This window comes from Streptomyces sp. NPDC002853, from assembly GCF_053591915.1.
This window is the reverse complement of sequence record NZ_JBSFUS010000008.1, coordinates 87,061-104,062: the sequence shown is the minus strand read 5'-3', so window position 1 is coordinate 104,062 and position 17,002 is coordinate 87,061. Positions and strand designations below refer to the sequence as shown.

Annotated in this window: 16 protein-coding genes; 10 read left to right on the top strand and 6 right to left on the bottom strand. The window is 70.4% G+C overall.

Translation table 11 applies throughout. From position 1 onward, the window contains the following. Positions 1–11: 11 nt before the first annotated feature. The gene (locus ACWD02_RS22530) at positions 12–836 is read right to left on the bottom strand and encodes an SGNH/GDSL hydrolase family protein (protein ID WP_451213630.1); all 825 of its coding nucleotides are present in this window, start codon (positions 834–836) and stop codon (positions 12–14) included. A gap of 234 nt (positions 837–1,070) precedes the next feature. Between ACWD02_RS22530 and ACWD02_RS22525 the strand changes: the two genes are divergently transcribed. The 6 genes from ACWD02_RS22525 (at position 1,071) to ACWD02_RS22500 (ending at position 9,603) form a co-directional block, all read left to right on the top strand. Beyond that, positions 1,071–1,502 (top strand): hypothetical protein, encoded by a 432-nt coding sequence (locus tag ACWD02_RS22525; protein WP_451213627.1) that lies wholly within the window; start codon positions 1,071–1,073, stop codon positions 1,500–1,502. 1 nt (position 1,503) lies between these two features. Further along, positions 1,504–2,604 (top strand): GNAT family N-acetyltransferase, encoded by a 1,101-nt coding sequence (locus tag ACWD02_RS22520; RefSeq protein WP_451213624.1) that lies wholly within the window; start codon positions 1,504–1,506, stop codon positions 2,602–2,604. A gap of 377 nt (positions 2,605–2,981) precedes the next feature. Continuing rightward, positions 2,982–3,815 carry a glycosyltransferase family 2 protein gene (locus ACWD02_RS22515; protein ID WP_451213621.1) on the top strand — a complete coding sequence of 278 codons (834 nt, stop codon included), beginning with the start codon at positions 2,982–2,984 and terminating at the stop codon, positions 3,813–3,815. Continuing rightward, positions 3,812–4,843, top strand: coding sequence for a glycosyltransferase family 2 protein (locus ACWD02_RS22510; protein ID WP_451213619.1), 1,032 nt, complete (start codon positions 3,812–3,814; stop codon positions 4,841–4,843). The genes ACWD02_RS22515 and ACWD02_RS22510 overlap by 4 nt, the downstream gene beginning before the upstream one ends. A 31-nt stretch (positions 4,844–4,874) precedes the next feature. Next, complete coding sequence (locus ACWD02_RS22505) at positions 4,875–5,675, top strand: polysaccharide deacetylase family protein (RefSeq protein ID WP_451213616.1); 801 nt, start codon at positions 4,875–4,877, stop codon at positions 5,673–5,675. Next, positions 5,668–9,603: a lipopolysaccharide biosynthesis protein gene (locus ACWD02_RS22500; protein ID WP_451213613.1), complete on the top strand. Its 3,936-nt coding sequence runs from the start codon at positions 5,668–5,670 to the stop codon at positions 9,601–9,603. Before ACWD02_RS22505 ends, ACWD02_RS22500 begins: the two co-directional genes overlap by 8 nt. Before the next feature lie 36 nt (positions 9,604–9,639). Here the strand turns inward: ACWD02_RS22500 and ACWD02_RS22495 are convergent, their stop codons facing one another. Further along, on the bottom strand, positions 9,640–11,064 hold the full coding sequence (locus ACWD02_RS22495) for a GH39 family glycosyl hydrolase (protein ID WP_451213610.1): 1,425 nt from the start codon (positions 11,062–11,064) through the stop codon (positions 9,640–9,642). Positions 11,065–11,236: 172 nt separating this feature from the next. On the opposite strand from ACWD02_RS22495, the gene ACWD02_RS22490 reads away from it, so the two are divergent. Then, positions 11,237–12,331, top strand: coding sequence for a DUF5925 domain-containing protein (locus ACWD02_RS22490; RefSeq protein WP_451213607.1), 1,095 nt, complete (start codon positions 11,237–11,239; stop codon positions 12,329–12,331). A gap of 26 nt (positions 12,332–12,357) precedes the next feature. On the opposite strand, the gene ACWD02_RS22485 is transcribed toward ACWD02_RS22490, so the two are convergent. Beyond that, positions 12,358–12,750, bottom strand: coding sequence for a GntR family transcriptional regulator (locus tag ACWD02_RS22485; protein WP_451213604.1), 393 nt, complete (start codon positions 12,748–12,750; stop codon positions 12,358–12,360). Positions 12,751–12,820: 70 nt separating this feature from the next. On the opposite strand from ACWD02_RS22485, the gene ACWD02_RS22480 reads away from it, so the two are divergent. Both ACWD02_RS22480 and ACWD02_RS22475 read left to right on the top strand, forming a co-directional pair. Further along, positions 12,821–13,750, top strand: coding sequence for an N-acetyltransferase family protein (locus ACWD02_RS22480; RefSeq protein ID WP_451213601.1), 930 nt, complete (start codon positions 12,821–12,823; stop codon positions 13,748–13,750). Further along, positions 13,731–14,219, top strand: a complete 489-nt coding sequence (locus ACWD02_RS22475) for a DUF402 domain-containing protein (RefSeq protein WP_451213599.1) — start codon at positions 13,731–13,733, stop codon at positions 14,217–14,219. The genes ACWD02_RS22480 and ACWD02_RS22475 overlap by 20 nt, the downstream gene beginning before the upstream one ends. 2 nt (positions 14,220–14,221) lie before the next feature. Here the strand turns inward: ACWD02_RS22475 and ACWD02_RS22470 are convergent, their stop codons facing one another. Further along, positions 14,222–14,767 (bottom strand): NUDIX hydrolase, encoded by a 546-nt coding sequence (locus ACWD02_RS22470; protein ID WP_451213596.1) that lies wholly within the window; start codon positions 14,765–14,767, stop codon positions 14,222–14,224. Positions 14,768–14,875: 108 nt separating this feature from the next. Here ACWD02_RS22470 and ACWD02_RS22465 point away from each other — a divergent pair, with 108 nt between their 5' ends. After that, complete coding sequence (locus ACWD02_RS22465) at positions 14,876–15,016, top strand: hypothetical protein (RefSeq protein ID WP_451213593.1); 141 nt, start codon at positions 14,876–14,878, stop codon at positions 15,014–15,016. A 22-nt stretch (positions 15,017–15,038) separates the two neighbouring features. On the opposite strand, the gene ACWD02_RS22460 is transcribed toward ACWD02_RS22465, so the two are convergent. Further along, positions 15,039–15,497, bottom strand: a complete 459-nt coding sequence (locus ACWD02_RS22460; protein WP_451213590.1) for a GNAT family N-acetyltransferase — start codon at positions 15,495–15,497, stop codon at positions 15,039–15,041. Further along, on the bottom strand, positions 15,494–17,002 hold the full coding sequence (locus tag ACWD02_RS22455) for a tripartite tricarboxylate transporter permease (protein ID WP_451213587.1): 1,509 nt from the start codon (positions 17,000–17,002) through the stop codon (positions 15,494–15,496). Before ACWD02_RS22455 ends, ACWD02_RS22460 begins: the two co-directional genes overlap by 4 nt.

Below are 17,002 nucleotides of genomic sequence, written 5' to 3'. Positions count from 1 at the left end.
CAGGGGGCCGGTCAGGAAGCCGCAGCGCTGAACACGGGGAGGTAGCCGCCGGACTGGCCCGCGGCCTTGGGGTGGTAGGACTCGCCGATGTTGGTCCAGTTCACGCTGTGCAGCCACGCGTCGCCGGAGCAGATCTCGTGGCCGCTGAAGGTGGAGGTCACATCGCCGAAGGCGAAGCCGTGGTCGGCGGCACGCTTGGCCGTCGTGGAGTTGAGGAAGTCGGCGGCGCTGTTGATGGCGCCGCGTTCCTTCTCGGAGAGGCCGGCGAGGCAGCCGCCGCCGAGCTTGTAGAAGCGGGGGTATCCGAGCACGACGACCTGGGCGGCCGGTGCCTTGGCGCTGATCGCCGAGTAGACCCGGTCGAGGTTGCCGGGCAGCGTCGTCTCGACGTAGCTGCGCGCCTGCGCGATGCGCGCGAGGCACTTGCTCTCCGACTGGAGCACGCAGGTCGTCATGACGTCGGCGAAGCCGGCGTCGTTGCCGCCCACGGAGAGGCTGACGAGGCCCGTTCCGGAGTTGAGCGGGCCGAGCTGGTTGGCCACGACGTCACCCGTACGAGCGCCCGAGCAGGCCGTGAAGTTGAAGCTGGAGGGTGAGTTGGCGGCCGCCCACAGTGCGGGGTACGCGCGTGGGGTGCGCTTGCAGTTGCCGCTTGTGCTGTCGTAGGCGCCGGCTCCGACGCCGGACGAGTAGGAGTCGCCGAGTGCCACGTAGCCGGTGGCCGCGGCCTGCTGGTCGGATCGCTGGTCCGCTTGAGCCGCTGTGGCCCCGGTGAGGGCGAAGGCGGTGGCGAGGAGGAGTGAGGAAGCGTATGCCGTGATTCGGGACAATCTCATGGAACCTCCCTTAGCAGGATTTCTGCCTCGACCGTGGTACCACTCCCCCCGGGGCGTCGATAGTGTTCATGTCAATAAGTTCCCCGGCAATTCCCGTGCCCACGCCGGGAGTTCCGCTCCGGTTCAAGGGTGTATCGGCGAACATCTGCACACTCCCTCCGCATCTTGACGCGCCGCCGCGGACTGCGCGACATTGAAGCCCGGCATCCGGCGCGTCGGGGGGCAAAGTCGCCAATGCAGACCATCAGGATCAAGGCACCTTCATCAGACACCGGGCGTGAGCCCGGGGAGCGGCCGAGACGTCACGAGGACGCGCCCGCGCTGCTCGCGGGCACGGCGGTGGCGGTGGGCGCGGTCGGCGCGATGCTGGCGCTCACGGACATCGATTCGCCGCTGCGCGCACCCTTCACCCTGTTCTTCCTCCTGGCCGCACCCGGCGCCGCAATCGGCGCCGCGCTCAGGGGACTTGATCCATGGGGCCGGATCATCACTTCCGTTTCCGGGGCCGTCGCGGTCAACCTGTTGGTGGCCCAGGCGATGCTGGCCCTCCACATGTGGTCGGTGCGCGGCGGGGTGGTCGCCATCACCGTGATCGGGTCGCTCATCCATCTGCTGGTACTGGTACGGCAACTGCGACGCCGTACCCCGACGAGGCGGACCTCCTGACGTGGACATCACCGTGCACCGCCCCGGAGAGCTCACCGCCGCGGACCGGGCGGCCTGGACAGCGCTGCAGTCCAAGGCCCACCTCAACGGCGCCCCGGAGCTGGCCAATCCCTTCCTCTCCCCCGAGTTCACCCTCGCGGTGGGCCACTGGCGGCGCGGGGTGCGGATCGCGGTCGTACGCGAGGCCGGTGAGCCCGCGGCGTTCTTCCCGTTCCAGAGATCCATCACCGGCGTCGGCCGGGCCATCGGCCTGGGCGTCTCGGACTGTCAGGGCCTCGTGCACCGGCCCGGCTTCACCTGGGACGCGCGGGAGCTGCTGCGGGCCTGCGGGCTCGCGATGTACGAGTTCGACCATCTGGCCGGCGGCCAGGAGCCGTTCGAGGCGGGCGCCTCCGGCTCCTTCGCCTCCCCCGTCATGGACATCGACCAGGGGTACGAGGCCTATCTCGCCCAGCTCAAGGTCAAGTCGCCGAAGTTCACCCGCACGACCCACGCCAAGGAGCGCAGGCTCACGCGCGACCACGGCACCGTGCGCTACGTGCACGACGAACGCGACCCCACGGTCCTCGGCACCCTGATGGAGTGGAAAGCGGCCCAGTACCGCAGGACCGGCCGCAGCAACCGCTTCGCGCAGGCCTGGATCACCGAGCTCGTGCGACAGCTCTTCCACACCAGGTCCGACCAGTTCGCCGGCCTGCTCTCCGTGCTGTACGTGAACGAGGTGCCGGTCGCCGCGCACTTCGGGCTGCGCTCCGAGCGGATCATCGCGCAGTGGTTCCCGGCCTACGACCCCGCGTTCGCCAAGTACTCCCCCGGTCTGATCATGCATCTGCACATGGCGGAGGCGGCCGCGGCCGACGGCATCGCGTATCTCGACCTCGGCCGGGGCCAGAAGCAGTACAAGGACTCCCTGAAGACACGCGAACTCACCGTGTACGAGGGGTGGATGGCTCTGCGCCATCCGGCAGCGATCGGACACCGGGCGCGGCGCGCTCCGGTCAGGGCGCTGCGCAACACCGTCTTGTCGAGACCGGAATTCTTTGAACCGGCCGACAAGCTGCTGAAACAGGTGGGAAAAATACGATCAAGAAAGAAGGACTAAAGACCGGAGACAGGAACAGGGTGCTCCATTTGTGCCCGCCAAGACTGGCCAAATCATCGAAAACGTGAGGCCACGTTCCAGGTCTTGCCATACGGTCTCAATCATCAATACCGTCTTACATCCACCCGCATCGGTCCATCACGCAATGCGATCTAGGGGAGGGCTCAAGATCGCGGTGGTTCCGGAGCGGGGCGCGGTAGGGGGGTGCCGTGCCCGGCGATTGAATCTTGCCGGGTCACGTCCCGCGCGATGCCAGCTCACTCGGCATGCACGGAGATCCATTTCGTCATGCGCAAGTGACAACCCCCCTTTCGAACCGGATACAAAGCCGGACCGCCCGGGGGTGGGCGGTCCACCGGACGAGAGGGATCAGACTCATGAGTTCTGTTGTGCGCCCGGCCACCGAGCCGGGTCCGGACCCGTTAGACAAGCCGACGCTGTCCGCCGACTACCGGCCGATTTCCTCACACCTGGCGATCACTCCGCCGGTGAGCGTCGTGATTCCCGCCATGAATGAGGCGGAGAATCTTCCCTACGTTTTCAAGACACTCCCCGACTGGGTCCACGAGGTCGTACTGGTGGACGGGAATTCCACCGATGACACCGTGGCGGTCGCACGCGAACTGTGGCCGGACGTGAAGGTCGTGAGACAACTCGGCAAAGGCAAGGGCGACGCCCTGATCACCGGATTCGAGGCGTGCACCGGCGACATCATCGTGATGGTCGACGCGGACGGCTCGGCCGACGGACACGAGATCGTCAGTTATGTCTCCGCCCTCGTCTCGGGCGCGGACTTCGCCAAGGGCTCACGCTTCGCCAACGGCGGCGCCACGGACGACATGACACCGATCCGCAAGCTCGGCAACCACGTCCTGTGCTCCGTCGTGAACGCCAAGTTCGGCGCCCGCTACACCGACCTCTGCTACGGCTACAACGCCTTCTGGCGGCACTGCCTCGACAAGATAGAGCTCGACTGCACGGGCTTCGAGGTGGAGACCCTGATGAACATCCGGGTGGTCAAGGCCGGGCTCAAGGTGCAGGAGATTCCCAGCCACGAGTATCTGCGCATCCACGGCGTCAGCAATCTCAGCGCCGTGCGCGACGGTCTGCGCGTCCTGAAGGTGATCCTCACGGAGCGCTCCAACCGCCGCGGGCAGCGCCGCGGCACCCGCGGTGTCCCCTTCCGCACGCGTCAGGGAGAGGTGTCTTGAGCGCTCCCCACCACCACGGGGGAGGCACGGTGGCGGGTATCTCCGTCGTCATCTGCGTCTACACCGAGGACCGCTGGGAGGACATCCTCGCGGCGGTCGCCTCGGTGCGGGCGCAGTCCCTGGCGGCGCTCGAGACGCTTCTCGTGGTGGATCACAACGCCTCGCTCCTGGAGCGCCTCGGCAAGGAGTACAAGGAGACCGAAGGGGTGCGGGTGCTCGCGAACGCGGGCCCCCGCGGCCTCTCCGCGGGCCGCAACACCGGGATCGCCGCGTCCGGCGGCGAGATCATCGCGTTCCTCGACGACGACGCCGTCGCGGAGCGGGACTGGCTGCGCCACTTCGCCGAGGGGTACGCCGACCCGAAGGTCTTCGCGGTGGGCGGGCGCACCATGCCGATCTGGGAGTCCCGGCGCAGGCCCGCCTGGTTCCCCGAGGAGTTCGACTGGGTCGTCGGCTGTACGTACAAGGGACTGCCCGAGGGACGCGTGCGGGTGCGCAACGTCCTGGGCGGCAACGCCTCCTTCCGCCGCAGCGCCTTCGAGGCGGCGGGCGGCTTCGCGACCGGCATCGGGCGCGACGGCGACAAGCGTCCGCTGGGCTGCGAGGAGACGGAGCTGTGCATCCGGCTCACCCGCGCGAGGCCGGACGCGATCCTGCTCATCGACGACCGCGCGGTGATCCACCACCGCGTCCCGGCGGCACGGGAACGCTTCCGGTACTTCCGCACGCGGACCTACGCGGAGGGCCTGTCCAAGGCGCTCGTCGCCCGTAGTGTCGGCGCGGAGAAGGGCCTGGAGTCCGAGCGGCGGTACGCCACGCGCGTCCTGCCGGCCGGTGTCGCGCGCGGGCTGCGGGACGCGCTCCTGGCCCGCCCCGGCGGCGCGGGCCGCGCGGGGGCCATCGTGGCGGGCGTGGTCACGGCGGCCGGGGGGTACGTCCTCGGCAGTGTCCGCGCGCGCGGGGCAGGCGCCTCCTTCTCGGTCGTGGAGATCGGGACGGACGCGGACGGTGAGGGGGCTGCGGCATGAGCACGGCACCGATCGGCCGAGGGGGGCCGCCATGAACGCACCCGTGCCGATACTCATGTATCACTCGATCGCGCACGAACCGACGCTGGAGACACGGGAGTTGTCGGTCTCTCCGGAGGCGTTCGCCGAGCAGCTCGAACTGCTCGGCGAGCGGGGGTTCACGCCGCTGACCACGGCCGGGCTCGGCGCGATCTGGCGTACTCCCGGCCGCGCGCTGCCCGCGAGACCGGTCCTGATCACCTTCGACGACGGATACGAGGGCGTGCACCGGCACGCGCTGCCCGTGCTCGCCAAGCACGGCTTCGCCTCTACGCTCTTCGTCTCCACGGGCTGGCTGCGCGGGGCGCACGACACCGGGGGCGGGCTCGACGTGATGCTCGACTGGGACCAGGTGCGCCAACTGGCCGCGGCGGGCACGGAGATCGGCGGGCACAGCCACACGCACCCGCAGCTCGACCAGCTGGACGACGACGACCTCTGGTCCGAGCTGCTGCGCTGCAGGGAGATCGTCACCGACGAACTCGGCACCCGGCCCGCCTCCTTCGCCTACCCGTACGGTTACTCGAGTCGCCGGGTGCGCAACACGGTGCGCGGTGCCGGGTTCTCCCAGTCGCTCGCGGTCGGCAACGGCCTCGCGCGGCGCACCCAGGGGCCGTACGCCCTGCAGCGGGTGACCGTGCGCCGCTCCACCGGCATCGAGGAGTTCGCGCGGCTCGTCGAGGGCCGTTCGGTCGCCCTCAACTTCGCAAGGGACCGTGCCCACACCAAGGGGTACGCCGTGGTCCGCAGAGCACGACAGGCCCGCCGGAAGGCAACTCGTACCCGTGTCTGACACGTCGACCGCCCAGGCAGACGTCTCTGGGACCACCGGCATCGAACAGCAGCCGACGTCCGGCAAGTCGGGCAGGCCGCGCAGGCTGCGCCTGTTCGGCGGCTCGGGCGGTGCGGGCGGCTCCGGTGGCTCCGGCGGCGGGAGTCCGCTGTTCCGCAACGCCTACGCGCTGATGCTGAACACCGGCATCTCCGGCGTGCTCGGCGTCGGCTTCTGGCTGGCCGCCGCCCGGTACTACTCCGAGTCGGCGGTCGGCCAGGGCTCGGCGGCGATCGCCGCCATGAAACTCCTGGCGGGTCTCACCGCCCTCACCCTGACGGGGGCACTCGCCCGCTTCATCCCCATCGCGGGGCGCGCCACCGGCAGGCTGATCTTCCGTACGTACGCGGGCAGTTCGGTGGTCGTCGCGTGTGCCGCGCTGATCTTCCTGTTCACGCTCGACCTGTGGGGACCGTCGTACAAGTTCCTGCACGGCCCGCTGAACGGCCTCGGCTTCATCGCCGCGGTGATCGCCTGGTCGCTGCTCACCCTCCAGGACGGGGTGCTCACGGGGCTGCGCAGCGCGCTGTGGGTGCCGGTCGGCAACACGATCTTCTCGGTCGTCAAGCTGGGGCTGCTCATCGCGGTGGCCGCGGCGATCCCGACGGCGGGCGTCTTCGTCTCGTGGGTCGCCGCGATCGCCATGTCGGTCGTCCCGCTCGGCTGGCTGGTGTTCCGCCGGCTCGTGCCACGGCACGTGAAGGCGACGCAGGACAAGACCAAGCCGCCCACACTGCGCGAGATGGGCCGCTTCCTGGCCGGCGACTACACGGGCTCGCTCTTCTCGCTCGCCGTGGTCTATCTCGTGCCGGTGATCGTCGCCTCGCAGGTCAGCTCGGTCGACAACGCGTACTTCTACATCACCACCACGATCGGCGGCACGGTCAATCTGCTGGCCATCAACATGGGCGCCTCGCTGACCGTCGAGGGCGCGCACGACCCGGCGCGGCTCGCGGCGAACACCCGGGCCGCGCTGCGCCGCATGGCCCGCATCATGCTGCCGGTCTGCGGTCTGCTGTTCATCGGCGCGCCCTACGTCCTGGGGGTCTTCGGCCAGGAGTACGCGGACGCGGCGACGCCGCTGCTGCGGTGGTTCGCGGTGGGCGCGGCGCTGCGGGTCGTCATGGAGACGTACTTCGCGGTGCAGCGCGCGCAGAGCCGTACGTCCGGGATCGCCTGGATGCAGGGCCTGCTGTGCTTCCTGGTGCTCGGCCTGACGCTGCTTCTGCTGCCGCGGATGGGGCTGACCGGGGCGGGCGTCGCGGAGATCTGCAGCCTCGCGGTGATCGTGGCGATCGCGGCGCCGAAGCTGTACCGGGTGGCGCGGGGGGCCGGGCCGTCCTCGCCGGACGACGGAGGGGCGCCGGACGGTGACCTCGCGGACCTGGGCGCGCCCGGGGACGCGCCGGTGCCCGCCGCCGAGGAGGCGGAGCGGAAGAAGGAGCGGCGCGGGCCCGCCTGGGCGCTGCGCGAGTCGCTCGACTCGGACACGCTGCAACTGGCCGTGCAGCCCGACTTCGAGCATCCGGAGCGCAGGCCCGACATGCGGCCGGGGCCGGGGACCCCCGCCGCAGGGACGCCCGTTGTCACGAGGGCCGCCGCGGGAAGGCCCGGGGCCGGGAAGCCCGTGGGCACGGGGGACGAGGGGGACGACATGGAGCACCGGCCGACCTGGGCACTGAGAACACCGCTGAAGTCACCTGAACCCGAGGACGAGGCCGGGACCGCTGCCGGTACCGATGACGGGGACGCCCCCGCGCGGCCGTCGCCGATGCCCTCCTCGGTGTCCGTCGCCGTGACACCGCCCGCCGAAGAGCCGGCCACGGCCGTGCGCACGAGCGGGGCACCGCCCGAGCCCGTCGGCGAACCCGAGCCGCTCCCCCGCCGCCGCACCGTCTTCATGGCGCTGTTCCTCGCCCTCGCGCTCGCCCTCTACTGGCTGCCCGCCCTGGACATCACCGAGGCCGATCTGGACACGATGGGCGGGCTCGGGCTCATCTCGGTGCTGCCCACGGCGACCCTGCTGGGGGCCGCGCTGCTCGTCGTCGCCTTCGCCTCGCTGCTCTGGGCGGAACGGCCGCACCGGGCCCTGCTCCTGGTGACTCTGCTCGCCACGGTGGTGTGCCTGCACGCGCTGCCCGCCGTCCTGGAGGACGAGCCGCGGTTCGCGACGGCCTGGCAGCACCTGGGCTTCATGGAGTACATCGACAGGACCGGGTCCGCGGTGCCCGACCTGGACGCGCGCTGGAGCTGGCCCGGGTTCTTCGCCGCGGCCACGTTCGTGGCGAAGGCGTGCGGCGTCTCGGACATGACCGAGGTGATCCGCTGGTGGCCGCTGGCCATGCAACTGCTCTACCTGGCACCCATGTTCCTGCTCGTACGCTCCATGCGGGCGTCCTGGCGCGCCAAGTGGGCCGGTCTGTGGATCTTCGCGCTGAGCGGCTGGGTCGGCCAGGACTACTTCTCCCCGCAGGGCTTCACGTATCTGCTCTATCTGGTGTTCGTCGCGGTGCTCCTCGTGTGGTTCCGCGCGCCGCACGTGCTGTGGGCCAAGCGGCGACCGGGCGAGCTGGAGGTCGAACCCGCCGACCGGCGGCAGCGCGCGGTGCTGCTGGTGGTCCTGATCGCGCTGTTCGCGGCGACGGTCCCGGCGCACCAGCTCACGCCGTTCGTGATGCTCGGCGTCCTTGCCGTGCTCGTCATGGTGGGCCGCTCGGAGCTGCGCGGCCTGCCGATCCTCTTCGCGGTCCTCGTCGCCGTCTGGATCGGGTTCCTCGCGGAGCCGTACTGGTCGGGGCACTTCGACGAGCTGTTCGGCGGGATCGGCGGCGTCGGCGGCAACGTGTCGTCGTCGGTGTCCGGACGCATCGAGGGCGGCAGTTCGACCCATCAGCTCGTGCTGTACGCCCGCGTGGCGCTGGCCGGCGGTGTCATGGCGTTCGCCTGCTGGGGCTGGTGGCGGCGGCGCGACCACAAGTACACGGAACGCTCGCTGCTCGTCCTGACCTTCGTCCCGTTCCTGGGCTTCGGCATGCAGTCGTACGGCGGCGAGATGGCCCTGCGGGTCTTCATGTTCGCGCTGCCGGGTGCCGCGCTCCTCGCCGGTCTCGCGTTCTTCCCGCGCGCGGGCATCACCGCGAAGGAGCGGGACCGCGACCGGGTGAGTCTGGCACCCCTGGCCGCGCTCCTCGCGGGTCTCGTCCTGATGGGCGGCTTCCTGGTCGCGCGCTGGGGCAACGAACCGTTCGAGCGGACCCGGGCCGGCGAGGTCGCCGCGATGGAGTACGTGTACGAGCACGACGACCCGACGGTGCGGCTGCTGTGGATGAGCGACGACACCCTCAACAACGTGACGCCCGCGATGCCGTGGGGCGCACGGGACATGGAGAAGGTCCAGTACGTCCCGACCCTCGCCCCGGCCGACCCGGTCCTGGTGTCCGGCCTGGTCAAGGCCCTCAAGGACGCGGGCCCCCACTCGTATCTGATGATCAACAAGAGCCAGACGGTCTATCTCCAGATGGACGTGGGCTACTCCGGCACCTGGGACACGCGGCTGATCAGGAACCTCGACAACCGCCAGGAGCTGAAGAAGGTCTTCGCCAACGACGACGCGACCCTCTACACGCTGCGCAAGCAGCCGAACGGCAAGGTCGACAAAGCCGAGCCGGGCCCGGTCGGCCCCCAGGTGACGTGGACCCCGTGGTCGGTGATCGGCGCCCTCGCGGCGATCGCCGTGGTCCTGCTGCTCGTCACACGGGAGATCGTGCGGGTGGCGGTGGCGCCGAGCGTGCGGCAACTGCGCTGGCTGCAGAGCAGCTTCTGGTTCTCGCTGCCGTTGCTCGCGGTGCTGCTCGCCTCGCTGGTCCAGCGGTTCCTGACGATGGCGTGACGCGCCTCGCGGCGGGGAGTGTGCGGCTGAAATGGATCACCGCTTCAGCCACTTCACCTCGTACCCCTTCATCCCGAACCGTTTGCCGTCGACCTTCGCGTCGATCGGGCGGTCGAGGGTGTTCACGACGAGCACGGTCTGCTTGTCGGCGAGGACACGCACGTTCGGTACGTCGTCGGGGGCGACCGAAACCTTCTCGTACCGCGTGCCGGGCGGGAACGCGTCGCTGAACCGGGCGAGCATCTTCAGCATCGGCAACTCCGTGCCGCCGTCGTCCAGTTCGGTGGAGCGCCACAGGCAGCCCGCGCAGGATTCGCCCCTCTTCTGCGGGTTCCAGTAGAAGCCGCTGCTCGCGCCGCCGCGGGCCATCGCCATCAGCCCCGAGGCGTGGACGGCGACGCGGTGCGGCTCGGACCAGTCGTCGCGGTTGTCCTCGCTGTCGCCCGGTTCCACGTAGTACTCGGCCCACCACAGGGGCAGATCCCCGGTGCGCTCCCGCACCCACTCGCCGACCGCCGTGAGCTTGTCGGTGGCCTTGAACTCGTCGGGGATCATCTCGTCGTCCACGGTGTAGCTGGAGCCGTCCACGACGACGAAGTCCGCGCCCGCCTTGTTCTTGTTCCAGTGGTCGAAGGCGTCGAGCACCCGCTGGTCCATGCGGCCCCAGGGGCCCTTGACCTCCTTCGAGGCGCCCTCGGTCTGGCGCGGGTCGACGCTGTCCATGACGAGGTAGGGGCCGCCGACCATGATGTCCTCGTTGACCTTCTTGAGCTCCTTGTAGACCAGGTTGTAGAGCTCGGTGTAGCCCTCGTAGTCCCAGCGGGCCTCCTCGTTGTTCCAGAAGCCCTTGAATTCGTTCCAGACGATGAAGTGCCGTACGTCCGGATAGCGTTTGGCGACCGTCGCCGCGAGCTTCGCGAAGTCCTTGTAGTGGGCGCGCTCCGGGGCGGTCTCCAGGGCCTGCTGGCTCCAGTCGGTGTTGTCCGCGCCGGGCTCGCCGCCCTTCATCCAGTCCGGGGCGCAGCACAGGGTGACGACCGGCGTGCCGTCGGTGGCGCGGATGAAGTCCATCCGCCGGTCCATCTCCTCGAAGTCGTAACGCCCCTTGACCGGCTCGGGGTTGCTCGCGCCCCAGCCCATGATGTGCTGGATCTGCGGCAGCGGGCGCGGTTGGCCCGCGAGCAGTTCCTCGGCACGCTCCGTGGCCGCGGCGCCGCCCTCGTCCGCGCTGTACTGGGTGTGGGTGAAGCCCCAGCCGACGGCCGGCTCCGCGTCACCCGGCGGGACGGCGGGGGTGCCGTGCACCTTGTCGCCGTCGCGTGTGGTGCCCTCGGTGCTTTTGCCGTCATCGGGAAGCGTGGTGATGACGGTCAGGACCAGGGCCAGTGCGACCAGACCAACTGCGAGCAGCGCGGTGAGCCGCCACCGCTGTGCCCCCGAATTCCACCCATGACGTCCCATCAAGGACAACAGTAACGGCGGCAGTTGGTGGTAGGACAGGTTCCGCACCACCGGTTCGCAACCGATCGTGGTACGACGGAGCGCGGTGGGGGTGCGGCGGGAGTGCGGCGGAGCGCGGTGGAGTGCGTAAACCGGGATGCACGAGGGCACTTGTGTGCCGGATCATGGCGGCATGTCTGCGAACCCTCAGGACACCCTGCCGATCCGGCTCAACGTCGACGACAGCGACTCTCCGTCGGACGTCGTGGACGCCCTTTTCCTCGGCCGTTTCGCCACCGGCGAGCAGCCCTTCTCGCACAGCTCCAACATCGACCGCGTCAAGTCCGGCTGCACGCTGCTCCCGCCGGATGCGACGGTGCTGCGCGCGGCCCGCGACGACGACCGCAGCGCGACGCTGGCCGAGGGTGACGGCTGGACGCTCCTGGTCTCGCGCTGGAACCGCGGCGCGGACGTCACGGTGACGGCGACGAGCGCCGACCTCGCGCAGAAGGTCCTGAAGCAGGCGACGGACGGCGCGCAGGACGAGCCGGAGCCGCAGCCGGACAACGTGACCATGGGGTTCTGGTACGTCTCGCCCAGGCGCGGCCCGCACCGCACCACGCGGCAGATCGCCGCCGGCACCTGGGAGGAGGTGCGGGAGAACTACACCGCGCCGGTCGCCGAGGCCATGGACTCCCTGATGAAGACGACCCCCGAGGACATCTCGGGCCGCCTCCTGCTCCTGCACGGCCCGCCGGGCACGGGCAAGACGTCGGCGCTGCGGACCCTCGCGCGGTCCTGGCGGGACTGGTGCCAGGTGGACTGCGTCCTGGACCCGGAGCGGCTGTTCAGTGACGTCGGCTATCTGATGGACATCGCGATCGGCGAGGACGACGGCACGGCCAAGGGCCGCTGGCGGCTGCTGCTCCTCGAGGACTGCGACGAGCTGATCCGCGGGGAGGCGAAGCACACGGCGGGGCAGGCGCTGTCGCGGCTCCTGAACCTGACGGACGGGCTGCTCGGGCAGGGCCGCAACGTCCTGGTCGGCGTCACGACCAATGAGGACCTGGAGCGGCTCCACCCGGCGGTGGTCCGCCCCGGCCGGTGCCTCGCCCGGATCGAGGTCGGCGGCCTGACCCGCGCCGAGTCGGTCGACTGGCTCGGCACGGAGGAGGGGGTCTCCCGCGAGGGCGCGACGCTGGCGGAGCTGTACGCCTTGCGCCGCGGCACGTCACCTACGTCGGTGCCCGACCCTCGCGAGGGGGCGGATGCGGGGCTCTACCTCTGACAGCTGTTTTCGTGGCGGTCAGAGGTTCACCCCGAGTCCCCGTAAGCAGCACGCAACGCATCCCGCGCGGCGGCGAGCGCGGCATCCTCGGAGAGCCCCAGCCTTCGCGCCCGCTCGGCGAAGGCCTGGGCGGCGGCCGAAGCCTCCCGGGCGGCCGCGTCGCCCGCGGCGGCGACGAACGTCCCGTGCCGCCCCCGCGTCTCGATCACCCCGTCCGCCTCCAGCGCCCGATACGCCTTGGCCACCGTATTGGCGGCGAGCCCGAGGTCCTGGGCGAGGCCCCGCACGGTCGGCAACTTGTACCCCACCGGCAGGGTCCCGCCCCGCGCCTGCTCGGCGATCTGGGCCCGCACCTGTTCGTAGGAGGGCACGCCGCTCGCACCGGCGCCGCCACCATCGATCTCGATCTTCAGAGTCACGCGGCGATTGTCCCGCACCCCCGGAAAATGAGAGGCACCGCGAGGCGCACCGCGCGTAGCGTGCGGCCCCATGACCGTCCTAGTCCGCGCCCTGCGCCCCGGTGACACGCCGGACGCCGAGGCGTTCGCCGTCGTACGCCGCGCCTGCGTGCCCGCGATGCTCGCCACCGCCGATTCCGTCCGGTTCGACCTGGCCCACGCCCATCCCGCCGCCCGTTACCGCCAGTTGGTCGCCGAGACCGACGGGGAGATCATCGGCACGGCGCAGGTGGGCATCGCCCACGACAGCCCCGAGCCGGGCCAGGGCTTCGCCAACGTCTACGTGCTGCCCGAGCGGCGCGGGCTCGGCGCGGGCTCGCTGATCCTGCGGACGGCGGAGGACCACCTGGCCGACCAGGGGGCCACCACGGTCTTCTCCTGGGTGCTCGACGAGCCCGCGAACCTCGCCTTCGCCGCCGCGCGCGGCTACCGCGCGAGCCGCTCGGCGCACTTCCTGCGCCTCGACCTGGCCGATGGCCCATTGCCGCCGCGCCAAGAGCCGCCGGACGGGGTCGAGTTGCGTACGGGGGCGTCGTTCGGGGACGACCCGCGCGCCCTCTTCGATCTTGATGCTGAGACCGTGGCGGACGAACCGAGCGATGTGGCCGCGGAGTTCACGGATTACGGGCACTGGCTCGCGGAGACCTGGAACCACCCCCTGGTGAACCGCGAGCTGACCACGGTGGCGGTGGTGGACGGCCGCCCGGCCGCGTTCACCCTGGCCCGCACTGACGACGCGTCGCGCTATGCGAGCGGCATGACCGGCACGGGACGCGCGTACCGGGGGCGCGGCCTCGCCAAGCTCGCCAAGAACGACTCCCTGCACCGGGCGCGGGTTGCCGGATACACGGAGGCGTTCACGGGAAACGACGCGGGCAACGAGCCCATGCTGGCGATCAACAAGTGGTTCGGCTACGAGATCTGCGCGACGGAGGTACGCCATGTCCGAGACCTCGGCTGACCCGGTGGAGGTCGTTCTGCTCAAGGCGGGCCGCACGAAGATCCGCTACCCGGCGGAGGTCGTCTCCGACGACGGCACCGTGGTGACGGTCCGCGCGCCGTGGGCGGCCGCCGGCGTACGGGACTTCGGCTTCGTACGCTTCGAGCCGGGCGACGTCTTCACGGAGCACTACTGGCGTGACCGCTGGTACGCCGTGAAGGAGGTCCGCACGTCCACGGGCGTCCTGAAGGGCTGGTACTGCGACGTGACCCGCCCCGCGGTACGCAACGGCGCCACCCTCACGGTGGAAGACCTGGACCTGGACCTCTGGTGCTCGGCGGACGGCAGCACGATCCTCCGCCTGGACGAGGACGAGTTCAGGGAAAGCAACCTCACGACGACCGACCCCGAGGCGGCATCCGCGGCCCTGGCGGCCCTGGACACCCTGGAACACCTGGCCCGCGGCGGAGGCCCGCTCTCCCCGCATTGACCTCAGCCCCGGGCCGGTGGGGCAAGAGCCACCAACCGCACGGCCCCGCCCCTCTCGAACCGCACCGCGTCCCCCTCCTCCTGCCAGTGCAGGGCGAACCGTTCTCCTGCCCGCCATGCCTCCAGTGCCGCCCTGCAGTACGCCACCATGTCGTCCGGCAGCGCGGCGATCGGGTACCAGCTCAGGTCCGTGCACTTGTCGGGCTCGGCGTTGAAGGGCTCGCCGCCCGCGCCGTACACCGCCTCGAAGAACCAGCCGATGCGGGGTTCCTCGCCGGGGCCTCGGTGCTGGAGGACCAGTTCGGCGGTGATGTCCGCGGGGGCGAGGGTCAGGCCGATCTCCTCGTGGGCCTCGCGGATCAGCGCCGTGCGGACATCCTCACCGGGCTCGACGTGACCGGACGGGAGGTTGTACAGCCCGTCCCCGTATCCGGTGTTGGCGCGGCGGGCCAGGAGCACCTCGTCGCCGCGCCGGAGGAGCAGGTGGACGTCCACCACTTCCTGGTGGCGGCGGGGTGCGGGCGGGGTTTCGTCCCGGTCGGTCGTCATCCGGCGATGGTGACACCGGCCACTGACAATCCGTCTTCGATGAGAAACCCTCCCGGCAGAGGTCTACAGACGTCCCACCTTGGACATCGGTAGTACAGGGAGGCAGCCATGCGCCGTGTGACCGTGCACAAGACCGTCGGGAAGCCCACCAATCGACAGATCCGGGAGAAGTCCGAGGAGCGGGAGCGTCCTCGCGAGCGCACCGAGGTCCGCAAGGACATCCAGCGGACCTGGTGGCCGGACGGGTGAGACCCGGGGGCACGGAAGCGAGCTAGAGCCGCTTCCGGTAGTGGTAGCGGTCGTACGGCCCGTCCACCTTGCGCTCCACCATCTCGTAGCCGTATCGAGGGTAGATCCTCTGGTTCTCCCACATCAGCGCGTTCGTGTAGAGCCGGACCTCCGGCAGTCCCAGTGACCGCGCCCGCTCGTCCACGAAGGCGAGCAGGCGGCGGCCCACCCCTTGGCCCGCCGCCTCGGGGTGGACCGCGATGCTGTCCAGGAAGAGATGGTCCTCGTGCGCGACGAGGACCAGGACGCCCACGACCACCGGGTCCCCGGTGACGAACACCCGCCCCGCCGCCACCTCCGCCGCGTGGTCCGCCTCCATGGGGACGGGCACGACACCGATGCGCTCGATGTAGGGGTGGTACGCCGCGTCCGTCACCGCCTGCACGGCGGGGACGTCGGCGGCGGTGGCGGGGCGGATGCCCGTGGTTGTCTTCCGTGTCATGCCTTTACGTCTACGTCAGTGCTCCTGCCCCGCACCAGCAGTTTCTTCAGGAGCGGCCAGAGCACGATCAGCGCGATGATCACGTACACCGTGATCGAGAAGGGCGTGTCGACCAGGCCGCTCACACTGCCGTCGCTGATCTGCAGGGCGCGGCGCAGCTGTTGCTCGGCGTTGGGGCCGAGGATGACGCCGATGACCGCGGGCAGGACGGGCAGTCCGTAGCGCCGCATGCCGAAGCCGATCAGGCCGATGATCAGCAGGATCACCAGGTCGAGGGCCTCGCCGCCGACCGCGTACGCGCCCACCGCTGCGAAGAAGAGGATGCCCGCGTAGAGGTACGGCCTCGGGATGCGAAGCAGCTTGGCCCAGACCGGGGCCAGCGGCAGGTTCAGGGCCAGGAGCAGGACCATGCCCACGAAGAGGGACGCGATCAGGCCCCAGACCAGGTCGGGCTCGCGCTCGAAGAGGAGGGGGCCCGGCTGGATGCCGTACTGCTGGAAGGCGGCCAGCATCACGGCGGCCACGGCCGTCGTGGGCAGGCCAAGCGTCAGCATGGAGACCAAGGTGCCCGCGGCCGACGCCGAGGACGCCGACTCGGGGCCCGCCACCCCCTCGATCGCGCCCTTGCCCCACTCGTCCTTGTGCTTGGACAGGCGCTTCTCGGTGACGTACGAGAGGAAGGTGGGGATCTCCGCGCCGCCGGCGGGGATCGCGCCGAACGGGAAACCGATGAGCGGGCCGCGCAGCCAGGACTTCCAGGTGCGCTTCACGTCCGCCTTGCCCAGCCAGGGGCGGCCGACCGGGATCGCCTCGCCGCTGGTGCGCCGCAGATGGGCCGCGACCCACAGTGCCTCGCCGATCGCGAAGAGGCCGACCGCGACGATCACCACGTCGATTCCGTCGGCGAGTTGGAGCGAACCGAAGGTCAGGCGCTGCTGTCCGGTCATCTGGTCGAGGCCGACCAGACCGAGGGTGAGGCCGATGAGGAGGGACGCCAGTCCTCGTACGCGGGACGAGCCGAGCACCGACGTCACGGCGATGAACGCGAGGACCATGATGGCGAAGTAGTCGGGCGCCCCGATGTCGACCGCGAGTTCCGCGACCTTCGGTGCGAGGGCCACCAGGAGGATCGTGCCGATGATGCCGCCCGCGAAGTGCCCGATGGCGGCGGCCGCGAGCGCTTGCGCGCCCCGGCCGGACTTGGCCATCGGGTTGCCTTCCATGGCGGCCACCACCGCCGCGCTCTCACCCGGTGTGTTCAGCAGGATCGAGGTCGTCGAGCCGCCGAACATCGCCCCGTAGTAGATGCCGGCGAACATGATGAACGCGCCGGTCGGCTCCAGGCCGTACGTCACGGGGAGCAGGAGTGCCACCGCCATCGCGGGGCCGATGCCGGGCAGGACGCCGATGGCGGTGCCCAGGAGGACGCCGACGGCGGCCCAGAGCAGGTTCATGGGGGTGAGGGCCGTGCCGAAGCCGTCCATCAGGGAGTTGAAGGCGTTCAT